The 20,256-nt window shown below is 43.6% G+C and carries 20 protein-coding genes and 1 pseudogene; 11 read left to right on the top strand and 10 right to left on the bottom strand.

The features are described from left to right. Positions 1-94 precede the first annotated feature (94 nt). From pflB to AKG33_RS02000, 4 genes are all read left to right on the top strand, one after another. A complete protein-coding gene (gene pflB, locus AKG33_RS02015; RefSeq protein WP_012031618.1) occupies positions 95-2,392 on the top strand; it encodes a formate C-acetyltransferase in 2,298 nt (765 codons plus the stop codon). 85 nt (positions 2,393-2,477) lie between these two features. Next, on the top strand, positions 2,478-3,227 hold the full coding sequence (gene pflA / locus AKG33_RS02010) for a pyruvate formate-lyase-activating protein (RefSeq protein ID WP_012031617.1): 750 nt from the start codon (positions 2,478-2,480) through the stop codon (positions 3,225-3,227). A 182-nt stretch (positions 3,228-3,409) separates the two neighbouring features. After that, positions 3,410-4,447: a uroporphyrinogen decarboxylase gene (hemE, locus tag AKG33_RS02005; RefSeq protein ID WP_050707872.1), complete on the top strand. Its 1,038-nt coding sequence runs from the start codon at positions 3,410-3,412 to the stop codon at positions 4,445-4,447. Between the two features lie 12 nt (positions 4,448-4,459). Next, a complete protein-coding gene (locus AKG33_RS02000) occupies positions 4,460-4,816 on the top strand; it encodes a RidA family protein (RefSeq protein ID WP_050707871.1) in 357 nt (118 codons plus the stop codon). A gap of 54 nt (positions 4,817-4,870) precedes the next feature. On the opposite strand, the gene AKG33_RS01995 is transcribed toward AKG33_RS02000, so the two are convergent. The 9 genes from AKG33_RS01995 to AKG33_RS01955 all read right to left on the bottom strand — a co-directional run bounded on the left by AKG33_RS01995 (position 4,871) and on the right by AKG33_RS01955 (position 11,528). Further along, on the bottom strand, positions 4,871-5,476 hold the full coding sequence (locus AKG33_RS01995; RefSeq protein ID WP_082203956.1) for a rhomboid family intramembrane serine protease: 606 nt from the start codon (positions 5,474-5,476) through the stop codon (positions 4,871-4,873). 64 nt (positions 5,477-5,540) lie between these two features. Continuing rightward, on the bottom strand, positions 5,541-6,065 hold the full coding sequence (locus AKG33_RS01990) for a hypothetical protein (RefSeq protein WP_012031613.1): 525 nt from the start codon (positions 6,063-6,065) through the stop codon (positions 5,541-5,543). Between the two features lie 86 nt (positions 6,066-6,151). Continuing rightward, positions 6,152-6,472, bottom strand: a complete 321-nt coding sequence (locus tag AKG33_RS01985; protein ID WP_228369808.1) for a DUF1820 family protein — start codon at positions 6,470-6,472, stop codon at positions 6,152-6,154. Between the two features lie 155 nt (positions 6,473-6,627). Next, positions 6,628-7,221 carry a YdbL family protein gene (locus tag AKG33_RS01980; RefSeq protein ID WP_012031611.1) on the bottom strand — a complete coding sequence of 198 codons (594 nt, stop codon included), beginning with the start codon at positions 7,219-7,221 and terminating at the stop codon, positions 6,628-6,630. A gap of 20 nt (positions 7,222-7,241) precedes the next feature. Next, the gene (efp, locus tag AKG33_RS01975) at positions 7,242-7,811 is read right to left on the bottom strand and encodes an elongation factor P (RefSeq protein ID WP_012031610.1); all 570 of its coding nucleotides are present in this window, start codon (positions 7,809-7,811) and stop codon (positions 7,242-7,244) included. A gap of 22 nt (positions 7,812-7,833) precedes the next feature. After that, on the bottom strand, positions 7,834-8,925 hold the full coding sequence (gene ychF / locus AKG33_RS01970) for a redox-regulated ATPase YchF (protein ID WP_012031609.1): 1,092 nt from the start codon (positions 8,923-8,925) through the stop codon (positions 7,834-7,836). A gap of 64 nt (positions 8,926-8,989) precedes the next feature. Beyond that, positions 8,990-9,358 carry a fluoride efflux transporter FluC gene (locus AKG33_RS01965; RefSeq protein WP_012031608.1) on the bottom strand — a complete coding sequence of 123 codons (369 nt, stop codon included), beginning with the start codon at positions 9,356-9,358 and terminating at the stop codon, positions 8,990-8,992. Positions 9,359-9,380: 22 nt separating this feature from the next. Beyond that, a complete protein-coding gene (locus tag AKG33_RS01960; protein ID WP_012031607.1) occupies positions 9,381-10,463 on the bottom strand; it encodes an anhydro-N-acetylmuramic acid kinase in 1,083 nt (360 codons plus the stop codon). Continuing rightward, positions 10,464-11,528, bottom strand: a complete 1,065-nt coding sequence (locus tag AKG33_RS01955; RefSeq protein WP_012031606.1) for a M23 family metallopeptidase — start codon at positions 11,526-11,528, stop codon at positions 10,464-10,466. 321 nt (positions 11,529-11,849) lie between these two features. On the opposite strand from AKG33_RS01955, the gene tyrS reads away from it, so the two are divergent. From tyrS to AKG33_RS01920, 7 genes are all read left to right on the top strand, one after another. Beyond that, on the top strand, positions 11,850-13,052 hold the full coding sequence (gene tyrS / locus AKG33_RS01950; protein WP_012031605.1) for a tyrosine--tRNA ligase: 1,203 nt from the start codon (positions 11,850-11,852) through the stop codon (positions 13,050-13,052). After that, complete coding sequence (locus AKG33_RS01945) at positions 13,049-14,320, top strand: S1 family peptidase (RefSeq protein ID WP_012031604.1); 1,272 nt, start codon at positions 13,049-13,051, stop codon at positions 14,318-14,320. The genes tyrS and AKG33_RS01945 overlap by 4 nt, the downstream gene beginning before the upstream one ends. Continuing rightward, positions 14,308-15,195: an FHA domain-containing protein gene (locus tag AKG33_RS01940; protein ID WP_012031603.1), complete on the top strand. Its 888-nt coding sequence runs from the start codon at positions 14,308-14,310 to the stop codon at positions 15,193-15,195. Before AKG33_RS01945 ends, AKG33_RS01940 begins: the two co-directional genes overlap by 13 nt. Before the next feature lie 80 nt (positions 15,196-15,275). Next, entirely contained in the window at positions 15,276-15,749 is a 474-nt protein-coding gene (locus AKG33_RS01935; protein WP_012031602.1) for a Dps family protein, read from the top strand. A 117-nt stretch (positions 15,750-15,866) separates the two neighbouring features. Further along, the gene (gene dsbC / locus AKG33_RS01930) at positions 15,867-16,553 is read left to right on the top strand and encodes a bifunctional protein-disulfide isomerase/oxidoreductase DsbC (RefSeq protein ID WP_012031601.1); all 687 of its coding nucleotides are present in this window, start codon (positions 15,867-15,869) and stop codon (positions 16,551-16,553) included. Positions 16,554-16,580: 27 nt separating this feature from the next. Next, positions 16,581-18,770, top strand: coding sequence for a bifunctional 23S rRNA (guanine(2069)-N(7))-methyltransferase RlmK/23S rRNA (guanine(2445)-N(2))-methyltransferase RlmL (rlmKL, locus tag AKG33_RS01925; protein ID WP_012031600.1), 2,190 nt, complete (start codon positions 16,581-16,583; stop codon positions 18,768-18,770). Positions 18,771-18,821: 51 nt separating this feature from the next. After that, on the top strand, positions 18,822-19,832 hold the full coding sequence (locus AKG33_RS01920; RefSeq protein WP_012031599.1) for a tetratricopeptide repeat protein: 1,011 nt from the start codon (positions 18,822-18,824) through the stop codon (positions 19,830-19,832). Here AKG33_RS01920 and AKG33_RS01915 read toward each other — a convergent pair. After that, positions 19,833-20,256: pseudogene (locus AKG33_RS01915) on the bottom strand (AmpG family muropeptide MFS transporter); the annotation flags it as partial.

Genomic DNA, 20,256 nt, shown 5'->3' with positions numbered 1-20,256 from the left:
TAAATTGAGCTTGTAGGAAAAATATCAAAATGATAAAATGCAGGAATTAAGAAAAAGTTTATTATTTTCTATTTAACGTTAACAAGAGGTACTTATGAAAGACGTTCATGAAAATTCGGTGGCTTGGAAAGGATTCACCGCAGGCAATTGGCAAGAAAATGTTGATGTTCGTGACTTCATCCAAAAGAATTATACTCCTTATGAAGGAGATGGCTCTTTCTTACAAGGTCCTACAGAAGCAACTACTCGTTTGTGGAATACCGTTGCTGAAATGATCAAGGTTGAAAACCGTACGCACGCTCCTTACGATGTTGATACCGATACCATTTCAACTATCACTTCTCACGAAGCTGGCTATATTGACAAATCATTGGAAACTATTGTTGGTTTACAAACTGATGCTCCTTTAAAACGCGCGATCATGCCATTTGGCGGTTTGCGCATGGTTGAAGGCAGCTGCAAAGTTTATAACAAAACCCTTAACCCTTTAGTTTCTGAAATCTTTACTAAATACCGCAAATCACACAACCAAGGCGTATTTGATGTTTATACACCGGATATTTTGCGTTGCCGTAAAGCGGGTATTTTAACAGGATTGCCTGATGCTTACGGTCGTGGTCGGATTATTGGTGACTATCGCCGCGTTGCGCTTTATGGTATCGACCGTTTAATGGAAGATAAAACCAACCAATTCAACTCATTACAACCTGAATTAGAATCTGGCGAAAACATTGAAGAAGTCATTCGCCGTCGCGAAGAAATCAAAGAACAATTCCTCGCTTTAGGTCAAATGAAAGAAATGGCAGCAAAATACGGCTTTGACATTTCTCAACCAGCAAAAAATGCAAAAGAAGCGATTCAATGGACTTATTTTGGTTACTTAGCAGCCATTAAATCTCAAAACGGTGCGGCAATGTCATTTGGTCGCGTTTCAAGTTTCTTAGATATTTATATCGAACGTGACTTAAAAGCCGGCTTAATTACCGAATCTCAAGCTCAAGAAATGGTTGACCATTTAGTGATGAAATTACGTATGGTTCGTTTCTTGCGTACTCCAGAATACGATGAATTATTCTCTGGCGACCCAATGTGGGCAACCGAATCTATCGGCGGTATGGGCTTAGATGGTCGTACTTTGGTTACCAAAAACAGCTTCCGATTTTTGCAAACCTTGTACAACATGGGAACTTCTCCAGAACCAAACATGACTATCTTGTGGTCAGAAAAACTGCCGCAAAACTGGAAAGAATTCTGTGCTAAAGTTTCTATCGATACTTCTTCAGTGCAATATGAAAACGACGATTTAATGCGTCCTGATTTCCAATATGATGACTACGCTATTGCTTGCTGCGTCAGCCCAATGCGTGTTGGTAAACAAATGCAATTCTTCGGTGCGCGTGCAAACTTAGCAAAAACTTTGTTATACACCATTAACGGCGGTATGGACGAAAAATTGAAAATCCAAGTCGGCCCGAAAATGGAACCAATTTTAGATGAAGTTTTAGATTACGACGTCGTCATGGAAAAAATGGATCACTTCATGGATTGGTTAGCAAAACAATACATGACCGCTTTAAATATCATTCATTACATGCACGATAAATACAGCTATGAAGCAGCGTTGATGGCATTGCATGATCGCGACATCATTCGCACCATGGCTTGCGGTATCGCAGGGTTATCTGTTGCAGCGGATTCATTGTCTGCTATTAAATACGCAAAAGTTACCCCGATTCGTGACGAAAACAATATCGCGGTTGACTTCAAAATTGAAGGCGAATATCCGCAATTTGGTAACAACGATGACCGCGTTGACAGCATTGCTTGCTACTTAGTAGAACGCTTCATGTCAAAATTGAGCAAGTTAAAAACTTACCGCAATGCAACACCAACTCAATCCGTTTTAACCATTACTTCTAACGTTGTTTATGGTAAGAAAACAGGTACTACTCCTGACGGACGTAAAGCTGGTTTACCGTTTGGACCGGGTGCAAACCCAATGCATGGTCGCGATGTAAAAGGCGCCGTTGCTTCTTTAACTTCAGTTGCAAAATTGCCGTTTGCCTTTGCGAAAGATGGTATTTCTTATACTTTCTCAATTATTCCAAATGCATTAGGTAAAGACAGCGAAACACGCAGCCGTAACTTAGCTGGTTTGATGGATGGATATTTCCACCACGAAGCCGCAAACGATGGCAGCATCATTGTTGAAGGCGGACAACATTTGAACGTTAACGTCTTGAATCGTGAAATGTTATTAGAAGCTATGGAAGATCCAGAAAAATATCCACAATTAACCATTCGTGTTTCTGGCTATGCCGTACGCTTTAACTCATTAACACGTGAACAACAACAAGATGTTATTACACGTACCTTTACTCAAACCATGTAATTTATTTTTGAATTAAACCTGATAAATTACTTGCGACCGGCGCCTGTGTGCCGGTCGTCTTTTTTTGAGATTTGGAGAAATATTGATGCAAGAACGTCAAGCAGTACTACATTCCATTGAAACTTGCGGCGCGGTGGACGGGCCGGGGCTGCGTTTTATCGCCTTTTTTCAAGGTTGCCTCATGCGCTGCCTTTATTGCCATAATCGCGACAGTTGGCCGTTAACCACCGATAAAAGTGAAGTCACCACCGTTTCGAAATTAATGCAAGAAATTAAAACCTATCAACATTATTTGCGTGCATCGGGCGGCGGCGTTACGGCTTCCGGCGGTGAGCCGTTATTGCAACACGCTTTTATTGCCGATTGGTTTACTGCTTGCCAAGAAATGAATTTGCATACCTGTTTGGATACAAATGGTTTTGCGCGGCAATACGATCACGATTTAATCCGTTTACTCGATCATACTGATTTAGTCATGCTTGATTTAAAACAAATTAATCCAGAGAAACATAAAGTATTAGTCGGCGTCCCCAATGATAAAACTTTGAATTTTGCGCGTTATTTGCAAGAACGTGGGCAAAAAGTGCGGGTGCGTTATGTCGTTGTTCCGCAATATAGCGATGATGAAGATTCCGCGCATTTGCTGGGAAAATTTATTGAGCCGATGGAAAACGTCCTTGAAGTGGAGTTATTGCCTTATCATGAATTGGGCTCTCATAAATGGGCATTATTCGGCGATACCAATAAATTGGCAGGCATTCACCCGCCGAAACCGGAAACTATGAAAAAAATTAAAGAAATTTTAGAAAGTTATGGCAAACCCGTTTTTTTCTAGCGGAAAAACAGCGATTGCGTCGCATAAAATTTTTATTTTTGGACGCAATTGGCGCCACGTTTAAAGACTTTTGCCCTAAAATCGCGGTGGTTTTTCGCAAAACCTTATCATAAAATCAATATTATCTAACCATTGAAGACGAATGAGGTTATTTCCATTTTGAACGATTTTAAAAATGCCCTATGAAAAACGATCTTTTTTTGCGCGTTTTGCGCGGTGAAAAAGTAGAGAGAACGCCAGTTTGGATTATGCGACAAGCGGGGCGTTATCTTGCTGAATATCGAAAATTGCGCGCGAAAGTTCCTCATTTTTTAGACGTGTGCCGCAATCCAGAACTCGCTTGTGAATTGGCGTTGCAACCGTTGCAGCGTTTTCCTCTCGATGCTGCGATTTTGTTTTCCGATATTTTAACGATTCCTGATGCGATGGGTTTGGGATTGTCTTTTGTTGCCGGCGAAGGTCCTCAATTTGCAAAACCATTGCGTTCGTCTGCAGCAATAGAATCATTAACGTTACCGCCTTCCGGATCTTTGGATTACGTTTTTGCAGCGGTAAGTGCAACAAAACGCGCATTAAATGATCGCGTGCCGTTGATTGGTTTTGCTGGCAGTCCTTGGACGTTAGCTGCTTATATGATTGAAGGTGGCGCGAGTAAAGATTTTGCTTTTGCCAAATCATTTGCTTTTTCCCAACCGCAAGCGATGGACGTTTTATTAACTCAATTAACTTGCGCGATTACGGATTATTTACGCGGTCAAATTAAAGCTGGCGCGCAAGCCGTGATGATTTTTGATTCTTGGGGCGGCGTTTTGCCGTACTGGGCATATGAACAATTTTCACTTCCTTATTTGAAAAAAATTGTTGCCGCGGTTCATACCGTTGCGCCCGTTATCGTGTTTACGAAAGGGGGCGGTTTGTGGTTAGCTGCACAAAAAACAATAGGGGCTGCGGCTTTAGGCGTCGATTGGACGGTTTCTCTGGCGGCAGCGCGGAAAATTGTTGGTGAATCAATCGTTTTGCAAGGAAATTTAGATCCCGCCTTTTTAATGACCGATCCCAAAACAATTCGTCAAGCCGTTGCTAAAACGTTGGCAGATTATGGCAATGGTCATCGTTATATTTTTAATCTTGGACACGGTATTACGCCGAATGCATCGCCGGATAATGTGGCAGCGATGATTGAGGCGGTGCATGAATTGAGTCCACAGTATCATCAATGAGAAGGAGTATTTATGATTGAATATATTGATCCCGAAGCGCGCTATAGCGAAGCAGCGATTCACAACGGTTTAGTGTATTTAAGCGGGCAAGTGCCAGAAGATGCGAAAGCGGATATTACGGGGCAGACGCAAAGTGTTTTAAAACAAATCGATGCGTTATTAAAACGTTGCGGTTCCGATAAAGCCCATATTTTAGAAGCAACGGTTTTTATTGCAGATATGGCAGATTTTGCCGCGATGAATGAAGTTTGGGAAGCGTGGACGGAAAAAAATTGCGCACCACCGCGCGCATGCGTACAAGCGCAATTAGCGTTTCCTGATTGGAAATTAGAAGTGAAATTAATTGCCGCACAAATTCAATCGACATAACGAAAAATAAAAAGTCCGGTGCTGCGGGCTTTTTTGTAGAAACAATGCCGATCGTCATTGGCATTCATTTTTAAAACGGCGGAAACGTTTTCCGGAACCGTATGCATATAAAACGCCGGCAAAAAAGCCTGATAAATGCGCATTATTTGCCATGGCACCGAATAATCCCGTATAACCAATTAACATAAATCCAATAAAAACGCGTATCATCGAAGGCGGTAATATCGTTTGATAATAAACATCAAAACGCCCACGCATTCCTATGTAGCCAATCAAAGCATAAACCACGCCCGAAAGTCCGCCAAATGCGCTGCCGTAAGATAAATAAGCAATGATATTGCTACTGATGGCGCTGAAGAAAAAAAGCCCTGCTAAACGTGATGAACGTTCATGGCTTTCAATGGCGCTAGCAAGATTGAGCCAACTCGTTGTATTAAATAGCAAATGCACAAAAACCGAGCCCAACATGGAAAAATGGAGAAAAGCCGGCGTAATAATGCGCCAAATTTGCCCGTGTTTAATGGCTTCGGGATAAAACAAAAACCAGCGTGTTAAAGGAGAATAACCGGCGCGAATCAGCAAAGTAAAACCAAAACAAAGCGCAAAAACAATCCAAGTGATCACGCCGGCACGTTTTAAAATGGGACTGTGAAACATCATTTCTCACGTATTTAAGATAAGAAAAAGCCCGCAATTACGGGCTGTTACCAAAAGAACCATCAGATTATTGAACGGATTTTTCCGCTTCTTTAACCACATTTTCGGCTTCTTTTTTCACGTCTGCAGCGGCTTCTTTAGTCGCTTCAACGGCTTCTGCAGCTTTTTCTTTAGCGGCATCTTGAGCTTTATCATCTTTAACGGCTTCTTTGACCTTTTCTACTGCTTCACCAGCAGCTTCTTTGGCATCTTTTGCCGCATCTTTTGCTTTTTCTGCAGCTTCACCAGCAACTTCTTTTGCTTTTTCTACTGCTTCACCAGCAACTTCTTTGGCATCTTCTGCAATTTCTTTCACTTTTTCAGCAGCTTCACTTGAGACTTCTTTAGCAGCTTCTTTCGCATCTGCTGCCATTTCTTTGGCTTTTTCTACTGCTTCGCCTGCGGTGTCTTTCGCATCAGCTTTAGCATCAGTAGTTGCTGCTTCTTGTGTTTTTTGTGCGGTTTCTTGAGGTTCTTTTTTAGTTTCTTCTGAACATGCAGTCAGTAAACCCGCTGCAACCAAAACACTCATCATTAATTTATTTAGTTTCATGGTAACTCCTTTGTTAAAAGAGGACTTATATTAGCCGTGATAGGGATAATTTGAAAGAAAAAAGATGATTTTTATCACAAAGAAACTCAAGATTGGGGCAAAAAAGGGGTAACTTTGCTCGCATTCGTCCGCGCTTTAATTTTACTTTCACCCGCCTGACTGACGGCATCAATACGGCTGATTTGATAATAAGGAATAAACGCCGTTTCAACATGATGAAATTCATGAAGCAACCGTTCCACTTTAGGATTAATAATAGATGAGGTTTCCTCACGAAATAAAAAACCTTCTATGCAAATAAAACCATTCATATCAGAAGGATAAACATTGCGCACATAAATATCAAAATCATTTTCATCGGTTTTAAATTGAATGCGGTAAATCACATTGTTGGCAGAAGGCATCATCTTTTCCTTTTAAATTATATTTATCGGGTGGTGAGAAATTATATTAACGCGTGATTTTAAGCACAAATATTACCCACGATTTCCGCGCCGCGCGATTCGTGTTTATGCATAAAAAACGCCAACGGCGAAGTTGGCGTTTCAGTCATCATAAAAGACTATTTTTGTTGCCACGAACCGTCTGATGATTGATACCACCAACCCGCCGGCGCTTGCGAAATCCAACGTTGGGCAAAAGTATCTTGAATTTTTTCTGCCCAATCAGGCTGATCGTTTGCATCGGCAATCGCTTGATATAACTGCTGCCGATCGGCATTTTCGCTGTCAATTAACCGTTGTACCGCACGATTAGCTGATGCCGCATCGCGAACGGCAATAAAACCATCATTCGTCAGTCCCACAATTCCTTGCGCAAAATAAGGACGCAATTGGGAAAAACGCCGCGCCATTGATGCCATCAATCGCTCAACTTCTGGTGAAGTCGCATTAAAATCCGGACTTTGCGCATAAGCAGGAGTACTCACGATTTGCGCCAATTTAACTAAAGAAGTGCCCAATAACGCTTGAGATTGCGCTTTTTTCGGCATTTTGAGTTGTTTTTTCGGCGGCACAGATTCCTGCTGCCAAACTTCTTGAATAATCTGATCGGCAGCTTTTTCTGCCGCAGCTGCCGGAAAATAAATATTCACGGTCACACATGCGGCAAGTGTCAATAAAAACAACCAAAAAACACTTCTTTTCAGAGCAATCATGACGTTCTCCTTTTACACGATTATTCCTTAGCGCGTCCTAAATATTCACCGCTGCGCGTATCGACTTTGATGGTATCGCCAATATTTAAAAATAAAGGAACACGCACCACGGCGCCGGTTTCTAAAGTTGCAGGTTTTCCGCCGCCGCCAGAAGTATCGCCGCGCAAACCGGGATCCGTATCAACAATTTTGCGTTCCACGAAATTCGGCGGTGTAACGCTGATAATATTGTTATTCCACAAAACAACCGTGCATTCATCTTGTTCTAATAACCATTTTTCCGCATCAGCCACGGCAGCCTGCGCCGCTGGTAATTGTTCGAATGTTTCCGGATTCATGAAATACCAATTATCTTCATCTTTATAAAGATATTGCATATTCATTTCTAAAACGTCAGCCGCTTCAACGCTTTCTCCAGATTTAAACGTACGTTCGAGCACGCGTCCGGTTTTTAAATTGCGCACTTTGGTGCGGTTAAAAGCTTGACCTTTTCCAGGTTTGACGAATTCGTTTTCAACGATGGTATAAGGATCACCATCAAGCATAATTTTTAATCCGCCACGAAATTCGTTGGTAGAAAATGTTGCCATAAATTAAATTTCCTTCAAATTGTTACACATTAAAGCGGAAATGTATCACATCTCCTTCTTGGACATGATAGTCCTTCCCTTCTAAACGCCATTTTCCGGCTTCTTTTGCACCTTGTTCGCCGCCAAAAGTAATAAAATCTTCATAAGCAATCACTTCGGCACGAATAAAACCGCGTTCAAAATCAGAATGAATCACGCCGGCAGCTTGCGGCGCGGTTGCGCATTTCGGCATCGTCCACGCCCGCACTTCCTGCACGCCGGCGGTAAAATAAGTGCCCAAATCGAGCAAACGATAACCCGCTTGAATTACGCGATTCAACCCAGGTTCTGCCAAACCATATTCCGCGAGTAATTCCAATTGCTCATCGGGTTCTAATTGCGCCAATTCCGCTTCAATTGCCGCACAAATCGTTACCACGACGGCATCCGTTTCTGCAGCTTTTTCTTGCACTGCCACAAGATGCGGATTATCGGGGGCACAATCTTCATCAACGTTGGCGACGTACATCATTGGTTTCATCGTTAATAAAAATAATTCTTTAACCGCCAACCGTTCTTCAGCGGTTAACGGAAGCGTGCGCGCTAATTGTCCGGCTTCTAAATGGGCTTGCAGGCGTTTGATGATATCGAGCTTGAGTTTGGCGTCTTTATCGCCGCTTTTAGCAATTCGCGTAAAACGTTGTTCTGCTTTTTCCAAACTCATCATATCCGATAAAATTAATTCTGATTCAATCACTTGAATATCATTAATGGGATTGACGGCGCCGGCGACATGAATCACATCATGATCTTCAAAACACCGCACCACTTGCGCAATGGCATCAGTTTCGCGGATATGTGCTAAAAATTGATTGCCCAAACCTTCGCCGCGTGAGGCGCCAGCAACGAGTCCAGCGATATCAACAAATTCCATCGTCGCCGGCACAATGCGCGCGGGATTGACGATGTTCGCTAAAGCCTGCAAACGCGGATCAGGAACGTGCACAATGCCCGTATTCGGATCGATCGTGCAAAAAGGATAATTTTGCGCATCAACGCCCGCTTGAGTTAACGCATTGAATAAGGTGGATTTTCCCACATTCGGTAAACCAACGATGCCGCAATTAAAGCCCATAGATACTCCAAAAGGTGAAAAATTTGAGCATTATAGCGAATCGGCAGCGCTTTTCCTGTTTTTATCAGACGGCGCGCGCGAGCCAAAAACCCACAAAACAACACAATATTCCACCGCCTAAATGTAAGAATAAATTCAAAAAAGCGCTCGCTAAATGGATCTCGCCTAATTGGATTAAATTCAAGGTAAACGTGGAATAAGTGGTAAAACCGCCGAGAAAACCGGTTAATAAAAACCATTGCCACAGCTGGGCGTGCGTCAGGCGGCTTAAATACGCGCTGAAAAAACCAATGCCCAAACAGCCCAACAAATTGATGAGCAAAATTGCCCAAGGTGCATTAATCGCCGTCATGCGCATTAAATAAACGCTTAAATAATGCCGACTGACTGCGCCTAATCCGCCGCCGATGAAAATAGTGAAAAAAGCATACATATTGTTTGAATGAAAAAATTAATTAATGCGGATATAACGCGCCTAAAATCCGGCATTGCCCGCCGGTGATCGTATTTAAATCTAATGGACGACGTTGGCAAAATTGCGCCGCGAGCCAAGCAAATCCAGAAGCTTCCAAAGCTTGCGGCGGAATTGAGGATTTTTGAAACTCAAATTCGGGTAATGCCTGCCGCAGTAACGTGACCAATAAAGGATTACGAGCGCCGCCGCCGACCAATAAAATCTTTTTACCTTGTCCATATTGGTAAACGGCTTGCGCAATTGTTGTTGCCGTGAGCGCGCATAAAGTATGTTGAACGTCTTCAGCGGTGAGTGACGGAAAAGCAGCGAGATGCCGATCCAGCCACGCTAAATCAAAATAATCTCGACCGCTACTTTTGGGGGGCGGCGCCGAAAAAAACGGATCGCGCAAAAAATGGCGCAATAATTCGTGATGCAATTGCCCACTTTTTGCCCACGCTGCACCGCGATCATAATTTTTGTGCTGATGGCGTTGTATCCACGCGTCCATTAACGCATTGCCCGTTCCCGTATCAAAACCGAAACACTGCTCCGCAGTAATCACGCTTAAATTGGCAATGCCGCCGATATTGACGATATTAATGGGACGCGTCGCGCATAACGCACGATGAAATAACGGCGCAAGCGGCGCGCCTTGCCCATCGCAGGCAAGATCGCGGCTGCGAAAATCCGCGATGACATCAATTCCCGTTAATTCTGCCAGCAACGCTGGATTTTGGATTTGAATAGTGTACGGCGGTTGCGCGTTGGGACAATGCCGCAGCGTTTGCCCGTGGCTGCCGATCGCGCGAATTTCTGCCGCGGTTTTTTGGCAACGTTGCAATAAAATATGAACCGCCTGCGCGCATGCCTGACTTAATTGCCACGCGCTTTGAGCGGCGCGTTGTAATTCATTTTCTCCACGTTGATAAAGCGCATAAAGTTGAGCGCGCACTGCTTCCGGCATTGGGTGTTCATAATGCGTGAGATAACGAAAATCCTGCGCGTCTTCGTGGCAAATGAGGGCAACATCGATACCGTCCAAACTGGTTCCGGTCATGATGCCGAGATAATAATCTGCCATTTATTTTTTAACGGTATGCGTTTTTTTCAGAGTTTCAATTTCGCTAAGATAACGTCCGGCGTAGTATTGCCACGTCGCTAAATCTTTATGCGGTAATGAATCTGCGCTGGGTAAAGCCACTTTCATCGGATCACAAGCAACGCCGTTGATGCGCACTTCATAATGAAGATGCGGGCCGGTTGAAAAACCAGTATTGCCGAGTTTACCGATGACGGCGCCGCGTTTGATGATATCGCCCATGTTAACGGCAATATCAGAAAGATGGGCGTAGCGCGTTTCATAGCCGTTATCGTGTTTGATGACGACTAATTTCCCATAATTTCCTTGCCAGCCGGCAAAAGCAACGATGCCGTTGCCCGTACTATGAATATTGGCGCCGTATTCGCTTTTAAAATCAACGCCTTCATGCGCTTGAATTTGCCCGTGAATCGGGTGACGGCGCTGGAGACTAAAGGGAGAAGTGATGCGCGCGCGCTGGAGCGGTAGACGATCCATGGCGAGATTAGGCGCATTACCTTCATGATCATAAAACCGCGTGGTGCCATTTTTTTGTTGCGCAAAAAAGCTGCGGTGTTCGCCATTTTTGCGGCGGATATGAACGGCTAAAATGCGGCTGTTCTGCGGACTGATTTCGCCGTTTTTCAAATAATCACTGTATAAAACGTCAACGCCGATGGTGTCGGTATGGATAATATGTTTTTTGATGCTTTCGAGTTGTTGGAGAAAATACGGCGGAAGTTGTGATTTTTGCAAATTAATCCAATAATTGCGGCTGCGTCCAAAACTGACAACGCGTTTGATGAAACTGCCGCTTTGATTAAATTTTAGCGCCGGCGAAGGATCAGAAGAATCAGATTCTGCGCGCATTTCGGGCGCGGTTTTTTCTATAGAAATGGGACGTTCTACGATGAAATCGGATTCTTGATCGATGACGCGGTGGCGAAGTGGCAACGTACTTTCCGGCGCCATAATGTGCGCTGATGCTTGCCACGCAAGAATATGCCATAAACCAAATAATGAGCAACCGATGATAATGCGGTGGGTAAAACGCTTTTTAAACTGCATTGACATAATATTGAGGGGTTTTCGTTTGAACCACTCCTTTTTTATGAAACAAAAAAAGCTTCAAAAGGAGCACCAAATTAAAAAGAGCGACATTATAGAGGCTTTGTCGGCGTGTTACTCTATGTTAATGACGAAAAATTTATTAAATAATGTTTATGTATTAGCGCATTTTTGGCAAAAATTACGAGTATTTATTGAAATGTAAATCGTGATGATTGCCACTTTTTAAAAAGAAAACGGCGTTTTGAACCTATCATTCTAAAACCGTTTTTATCATATATTTTTATCGCAACCGTTTGAAAAATAATAAGGAATTTTTTGATGAAACAAAAAAGTATCGAAGAACAATTAGCCGTGTTGCAACGCGGTGCCGAAGAGCTCATCGGTGAAGAAGAACTCATTGCCAAACTTAAAGCAGGAAAAACGCTGCGCGTAAAATTAGGCATGGATCCCACGGCGCCCGATCTGCATTTTGGGCATACGGTGGTTTTAAATAAACTGCGGCAGATACAAGATTTGGGGCATCAAGTGGTTTTTTTGGTGGGCGATTTCACCGCGCAAATCGGCGATCCTTCGGGCAAAAACAGCACGCGTCCGCCGTTATCAAAAGAACAAGTGCTTGAAAACGCTAAAACTTATCAAGAACAAGTTTTTAAAATTTTGGATCGCGAAAAAACCGAAATCCGTTTCAATTCGGAATGGATGGATAAAATGACCGCGAGCGATATGGTGCATTTAACGGCGAAATACACGGTCGCGCGGATTTTGGAGCGTGATGATTTTCAAAAACGCTACCACAATCATCAACCCATTGCCGTGCATGAATTTTTATATTCTTTAACGCAAGCCTATGATTCCGTTGCTTTAGAAGCGGATATTGAATTAGGCGGTACCGATCAGAAATTTAATTTATTGGTGGGACGCGATATTCAACGAGAATATGGTTTATCGCCGCAAGCCATTTTAACGATGCCGATTTTGGAAGGATTGGACGGCGTGCAAAAAATGAGTAAATCGTTGGGCAATTACATCGGCATTTTTGAGCCGGCAGCGGAAATGTTCGGCAAAATTATGTCAATTTCCGATGAATTGATGTGGCGCTATTTTGAATTACTTTCTATGCGTTCTTTGGCAGAAATTGATGCATTAAAAGCATCAGTGGCATCAGGCGCCAATCCGCGCGACATTAAATTTGAATTGGCTTTGGAATTGGTCGCGCGGTTTCACGATGACGCATCAGCCCGTGCCGCTCAAGAAGCTTTTGTGCAACGTTTTGCCAAAAATGAAATTCCCGACGATTTGGAAGAATTGACGATTACCGCATCAGAACCATTACCCATTGCGAATTTATTAAAAGACGCGGGACTCGTCAGCAGTACTTCCGAAGGATTGCGCATGATCAAACAAGGCGCCGTTAAAATAGATGGTCAACGCATCGATGATAAAAATCTGCAATTTTCCGCGGGTTTTTCGGGCGTGATTCAAGTGGGAAAACGCCGCATGGCAAAGGTTTCTTTAGCATGAAAAAATATTTTTTGGGTTTATGGTGTTGTTTTTTAGCGGTGTGGGCGCAGGCTTTGCCGCTGAAAGAAGATTTTAGTATCAGCGGTTTGTTTGACCAATATAAAACCAGTATTTATCAAATTCGCGTTATCAGCGAAGCCACCGGACAAAAAACCTCGATTGGTTCGGGATTTTTGGTTGGCGACGGGACGTTACTCGCCACAAATTATCACGTGATTTCCGATATCGTGCAAAAAGAACGCCACCGTTTGGAATACGTAGACGGTAACGATGATACCGGCGCATTAACTTTGATGGACGTAGACGTGGTGCACGATTTGGCGTTAGTGCGCGCGGAAAAACCTTTGGGCAAACCGTTGCAATTAGCCGGATTACCCGCACAAGGCGCCTCATTATACGCATTGGGCAATCCGCACGATTTGGGTTTTGTCATTATCGACGGCATCAATAACGGATTACTGAAAAAATCGGCGCAGGCGCGGATTTTGTTTTCTGGCGCTTTAGATTCCGGCATGAGCGGCGGCCCGACTTTAAACGAAAAAGGCGAAGTGATCGGCATTAACGTGGCTTATTTAACCGGCGGTAACAATATCAGTTTTGTTATTCCCAGCGAATATTTAAAAGCATTATTAGAAAAGTCCTCCGATAAAAAAGCCGATATTACCGCTTCCATTGCCGAACAACTTTTTGCCGATAATCATCATTATTTTGATGAAGCTTTGAAACAATCATGGCCGACCACCAAAATCGGGCATTTTGTGGTGCCGATGGCGATGAGTCAGGACGTGCGCTGTTGGGACAGTTCGCCGGAGCCGGACGTTGATGATTTATTGGCGATGGAATCGGTGACGTGTTTTAACGATCGTTCAACCTTTATCAATCAATATACGTCTGTGGGCGAATTTGGTTATTCATACGCGTTTTTCTACGGGCGCGAGCCGTTATTAGAATCGCGTTTTTATCGTTTATATAGCGGTAATTATCAGCTGCATTTTGACCGCCGTCCGCAGCGCGATTATGGCGATATTGAATGTCAGGCGGATTTTGTTGCCATCGCTGATAAACCCTTTAAAGCGACTTTTTGCCGGCGTCCGAGTCAGCATTTTAAAAATGGGCAGGAAGTGGTGGAAGACGTGCGTTTTGTTGCCGCGCAAATTGGTGAAAAACAAGAAGGATTTCGGATTTCCATCGCGATGAATGGCGTACAACCATCATTAGCAAAAGCGGTGGTGATGCATTTATTGGAGCAAATATCATGGCAGAATTAAAAATCACGATCGACGACGGGCGCGTTTTTTCCATAAAACATTTTCCGCTGACGATCGGCAGCGCCGCCGATAATCATATCGTTATTACGGCAGACGGCGTGGCAGAGCATCACGCAACGATCGCACAAACGGCAGAAGGTTTATCCGTTTGCGGTGCGCAGGAAACTTATCTTAATCAGCAATTATTACAAGACGCAACGCTATTGACGCAATCGGCAGTATTAACGTTGGGCAGCGTTTCTTTGCGCGTGGAATTTATTGCTGATAAAACGCAAACGCCGGCGCCGCGCCGTGGTTTTTCTGGGCTTTTTCACCCCGTGCTTGCCGTATTTTATTTTGTGGGCGCCATTGCATTGCCGTTGTGGCAGGATTATTTAAATACGCCGACGCGCTACGTTTTTAATTGGCGGTTAACGTTTTACCTTGGTTTGATTTTGCTGATTTTGGTTTGGGTATTGCATAGCATGATCGCGCCGCTTGCTAAACGTTATTTACTTTTTCCTTTGCTCGGATTGGTATCGCTTTTGGCGTTATTAAGCGACGGTATCGATATTATGGCGTATTGGGGAAATTTTCAGTTTTCGCATACGGGATTTGATATTTTGGGCTTTTTATTAAGCAGCGCGGTGACTTTATCATTAGTCTGCTATTTTTTGCGGCGTTTTGTGGCGTTGTCGGGGGCGTCATTATTGCGTTACACGCTCGCTTTGAGTTTGCCGTGTCTTTTATTGTTAACGTATAGCTTTATGCAGCCGCGCAATTTTTTTGCCGAACGCGCGGGCAGTTATCCCGAATATCATCAGGGACTTTTGCCTCATATTCATGGCAGCGTTGAAATAAAGACCGTGGAGAAATTCTTAAAATCCGAAAATTGAATCGTAAATCAGGCGCTGATTTGTTATCCTAAATCGTCTTTTTTAAGACACAGATGATCATAACGAAGTAAGGAGTCATCATGAAAATTAATATTGGTATGACCGATGAACAACGTAAAACCATTGCAGAAGGTTTATCAAAAGTTTTAGCAGACAGTTATAGTCTTTATATTAAAACGCATAATTATCATTGGAACGTCACCGGCGCACAATTTAGCGCTTTGCATGCGATGTTTGAAATGCAATATACCGAACTGGCGCCGGCAATTGACGTTATCGCTGAACGCATTCGCGCATTAGGACATTTAGCCCCCGGTTCATACAGCGAATTTATGAAATTAACCGTAATCAAAGAAGGCGATAAAACATTTAACGCTGATGAAATGGTTAAAGATTTGGTGGAAAGTCAAGAAGCTGTTGCGCGCACTTGCCGCGATATGTTTAAAGACGTTGAAAAAGCCGGCGACCAACCTACTGCTGATTTATTAACTGTGCGCATGCAAATTCATGAAAAAAATGCATGGATGTTGCGTTCAATGATTGCTAAAAATTAGATTTTTTCGCAATATTTTTATCAAAAACCCTTTGTTTTACAAAGGGTTTTATGTTATTCACTGATTATTTCAATATTATTTTTACGCTCAATTTCGTTTATACAAAAAGGAAAGTTTATGAAGAAAATCATCACCATGCTTTCATTGGTGTTAACCACATTTGCTATTGCCGATGATGCCGTCATTGAAAAAAAACTCGCAAAATTAAATGTACACAATATGCATATCAGCGCCGCGCCGATTGCTGGACTGCGCACCATCGTTAGCGATGAAGGCGTTTTTTATGCTAGCGAAGATGGCAATTATTTTCTGCAAGGCACGTTAATTAAAATTGATGATAACGGGAAAATGCGCGATTTAAGTAATGTTGCGCTGCTCGATAAACTCAAAGCAGTAGAAGAAAAAATGATCGTATTTCCGGCTAAAGAAGAAAAATACGTAGTCACCGTTTTCACCGATATCAGTTGTTATTATTGCCGCAAATTTCACCACGAAATCAAAGATTATAACGATCAGGGGATTACCATTCGTTATTTAGCGTTTCCTCGTGAAGGCGTTGATTCTGAAATCGCGCAACAAATGGAAGCCGTTTGGCAATCAGAAGATCGCAACCGCGCTTTTACCGACGCTATTAACGACAGCATTCCCAAAGGCGTTCCAACCGATACGATTAAAAAACATTACGTTTTAGGCAATCAATTCGGCATTCACGGCACCCCTGCCATTTTATTAACCAACGGCGAAATGATGCCCGGTTATGTGGCTGCGAAAGATTTGCGGAAAATTTTAGAAACGCGTTTATAGTATTTCATTGTAACGTAAGGAATTTTTATGGACGAACCGCTTTTTAGCTGCGTGCTTCCTTGTGCGAAAGGCAGTGAACAGGTTTTACAACAAGAAGCCGAACAATTGGGCGTGCAAACGCTCTCGATTGCGCCGGCGGTAGTGCGCGGAAAAGCGAGTTTGCTCACTTTTTATCGTTTGTGTTTATGGTCGCGAACTGCCAGCCGCGTGTTATTGGTTTTGGCGCATGAAAACGTTGACAGCGCGGAAGCCATTTATGAAGTAGCGCGCAACATTGCTTGGGAAGATCACATTGCGCCTGATGATACTTTTGCCGTGCGTTTTAATGGACTGGGCTGCGGCATTCGTAATACACAATTTGGCGCTTTGAAAATCAAAGATGCGGTTGTGGATCGTTTGCGGGACATCGTTAAACGGCGTCCAGATGTTGACGCAAAAACGCCGGATATTTTGCTTGACGCACATTTGCATAAAAACGAATTGACACTGGCGCTTGATTTGAGCGGCGGCAGTTTGCATGAACGCGGTTATCGGCAAGCGCACGGCGCCGCGCCAATGAAAGAAACTTTGGCGGCAACTTTGTTATATCGCGCGCGCTGGCATGAATTTTGTGCGCAACCTGCCACTTTGATTGATCCTACTTGCGGCGCGGGAACGTTAGTTTTAGAAGCGGCGATGATGGCAGCGGATTATGCGCCGAATTTGCAACGCCAACATTGGGGCTTTACGCGCTGGCAAAATCATCGTCCAGCGTTGTGGAATAAAGTGATCGATGAAGCGCAAACGCGCAAAAATGCGGGAATTGCCGCTTTATCGGATTACGTTTTTTATGGCTACGATCAAAATCCGGTGGTTATCGCGGCGGCACGGGCAAATGCGAAACGTTTGGGTTTAGAAGATTTTGTTCACTTTGCGCCCAAACGATTGGAAGATTTAACCGCTGATTTTGGCGCGCGCGGTTTTGTGGTTGCGAATCCTCCTTATGGCGAACGATTAGGCGAAGTGCAGGAATTAATCCCTACTTATGCCGCGCTCGGTCATTGGTTTAAAACTTTGCCCGCCGATTGGGAAATGGCAGTGATCGCGAGTAATGATGCTTTATTAAAAAGAATGCGGTTGCGGGCGCATAAATATTACCAAGCATTTAACGGCACGATTGCCGCGCAAATTGTGCATTATCGGCGCAGCGAACAGCCGGAATCTCAAGAAACGGCAGCGCAGCAAAAATTAGCACAAGCCAGCGTTGGAATCAGCGAACAGGCACAAATGTTTGCTAATCGTTTGCAGAAAAATATACAAAAAATTCGTCCCAGCGCAGAACGCGCGCAAACCGATGCTTATCGTATTTACGATCAAGATATGCCGGAATATGCGGTGGCGATTGATTGTTATGGCGATGCCGTGGTGATACAAGAATATGCACCGCCGAAAACGATCGATCCGCAAAAAGCCCAACAACGATTATTTGACGTTTTGCAAGTGGTGCCAGAAGTGTTAGCGCTGGACGAGCGATCAGTATTTTTAAAAACGCGGCAACGGCAAACGGGTAAAACGCAATACAATCCTGCCGCTGAAAAACGTAATGAAGAACGCATTGTTTACGAAGGCGCGGCGCGGTTTTTGGTGAATTTAAGCGATTATTTGGATACGGGGTTATTTCTCGATCACCGCCCGATGCGGCGACTTTTGTTTGAACAAGCTGCCGGAAAACGCGTACTCAATCTTTTTTGTTATACGGCAACGGCTTCCGTGCAAGCGGCTTTGGGCGGCGCGAGTTATACCACCAGCGTGGATTTGTCGCCAACGTATTTAGATTGGGCGCAACGTAATTTTGATTTAAACGCGTTAAGCGATCGGCATCGTTTGCAGCGCGCTGATGTGATGGCGTGGTTACACAGCGGAAAAAGTCAATTTGATATGATTTTTTGCGATCCGCCGACGTTTTCTAATACGAAAAAAGAGCAGCGGGTTTTTGATGTGCAGCGCGATCAAATCGCGTTGATTGATGGCTGTATGCAGCGTTTGGCAGCGGGCGGCATATTATATTTTTCGAATAATTACCGCGGTTTTCGTTTGGAAGAGGCGTTATGCGCGCGTTATTGTGTGCAAGAAATTTCCGAAAATACGATCGATTTTGATTTTAAACGGCGTCCCAAAATTCATCGTGTATGGAAAATTATGCATCGCTCGGACGGCGAACAATCAGCAGAAAAATGATTTTTGCGCTTTTCGTAACACGATGAGCGTTTTTATTAATAGGAGGATTTCATGACGGTTTCTTATAGCGCGCCGCTGCGGCAAATGATTTTGGAGTGGTCATTATTAGAATTTAATGCCGATAAACAAAATGCGGCGATCGAGGCTTTGGCAAAGGCAAGCGATGCAGAACAGCATGATTTGCAAGCGGAAATTTGTCATTACGTTTTGCATGAGCAGCAAGATAATCTTTATTCGCTTTTTTCTGCGGGTTTGCAAATGAGTTGTTTGGATTGGTTATTGCATTATCGCATCAGTCAATTAAACGCGGCAGAACAGCCGACGCCGGAAATGCATCAAGCGGTAGCAGATTGTTTGCAACTTTTGCCGGCGGTTGTTGAAAAATTGCCTTTTGAAGCGGCTTTATCGAAAGCAGAAATGGAAGAATACAACAATATGATGCAGTTTTATTATGAAAATCATGGTTTGGATTTATCCATTTGGCAGCAAACGATGCTGCGGCAAAGTATGCACCGCGGCGATATTGATGCGGCAAAAGATTATTTTTCCGCGTGGCAAAAATCCGAACAATATAATGAACAACCCATTGATTTAATTATTTATTACCATTTTATGGGACAATATCGCAAAGCGCTTGCTGAAGCGGAATCTTTGCTTGAATCCGCTGAACCAGATGTTTTAGCGCCGATTTATTATCCCGTAATTGATAGTTTTTTAGAAAATGCCGATTGGGAGCAGGCGGCGCAATTATTATCTTCGGCAATTTCTGCCGTGGAAGCAGAGCGCGCGCCGTGGTCAATTTTGCCGCAATTGATGCAGTTACAGTTGCGGTTGGGCGAAAGTAACGCTGTTTTTGCGTTGGCAGAAAAGCATCATAAAAAGCTTTTAAATTTGAGCGACAATCACACGCCGATCCGTTTGGATTATTGTTTGGCAACCGCGCATTTTGATGACAAAGCCAAAGAATTCGCGGAAAACGCCGCGCAAGTTTACGATGAACGCAATGGCAATCGTTATTTTAGTCAACGTGTGCGGCGTTTATTGGATATCAAAGCGCAGTAATTACGAGCGAATCGGTAGCCATTTGGCAACAAAATATAATAACGCTAAAACGAATAATCCACTGCCGGCGGTTAACAGAAAAAAGTTGGGATAACCGATGTGTTCAACCACGGCTCCAGAATAACCGCCTAAAATTTTGGGTAATAAGGTCATCAGTGAACTGAACATGGCATATTGCGCGGCGGTAAATCGGATATCGGTGAGCGCCGATAAAAAGGCAACAAAAATGGTATTTGCCATGCCGGCAGCGAAATTATCAAAGGCAATTAAAACGTATAACAACCACAATTGATTGCCGGAAAATGCCAGTAAAACAAATAATAAATTGGTGCCGGCGGTTAAAACGGCGCCTAAAGTCATCATTTTCATCAGCGGAAAACGTTGAACGAGTAAACCGCCGTAAAAACCGCCGCTAATTGCCATG

The sequence above is a fragment of the Dichelobacter nodosus genome (assembly GCF_001263335.1).
Lineage (GTDB): Bacteria > Pseudomonadota > Gammaproteobacteria > Cardiobacteriales > Cardiobacteriaceae > Dichelobacter > Dichelobacter nodosus.
The sequence above is the reverse complement of the archived record's forward strand: the minus strand, read 5'-3'. Positions and strand labels throughout refer to the sequence as shown.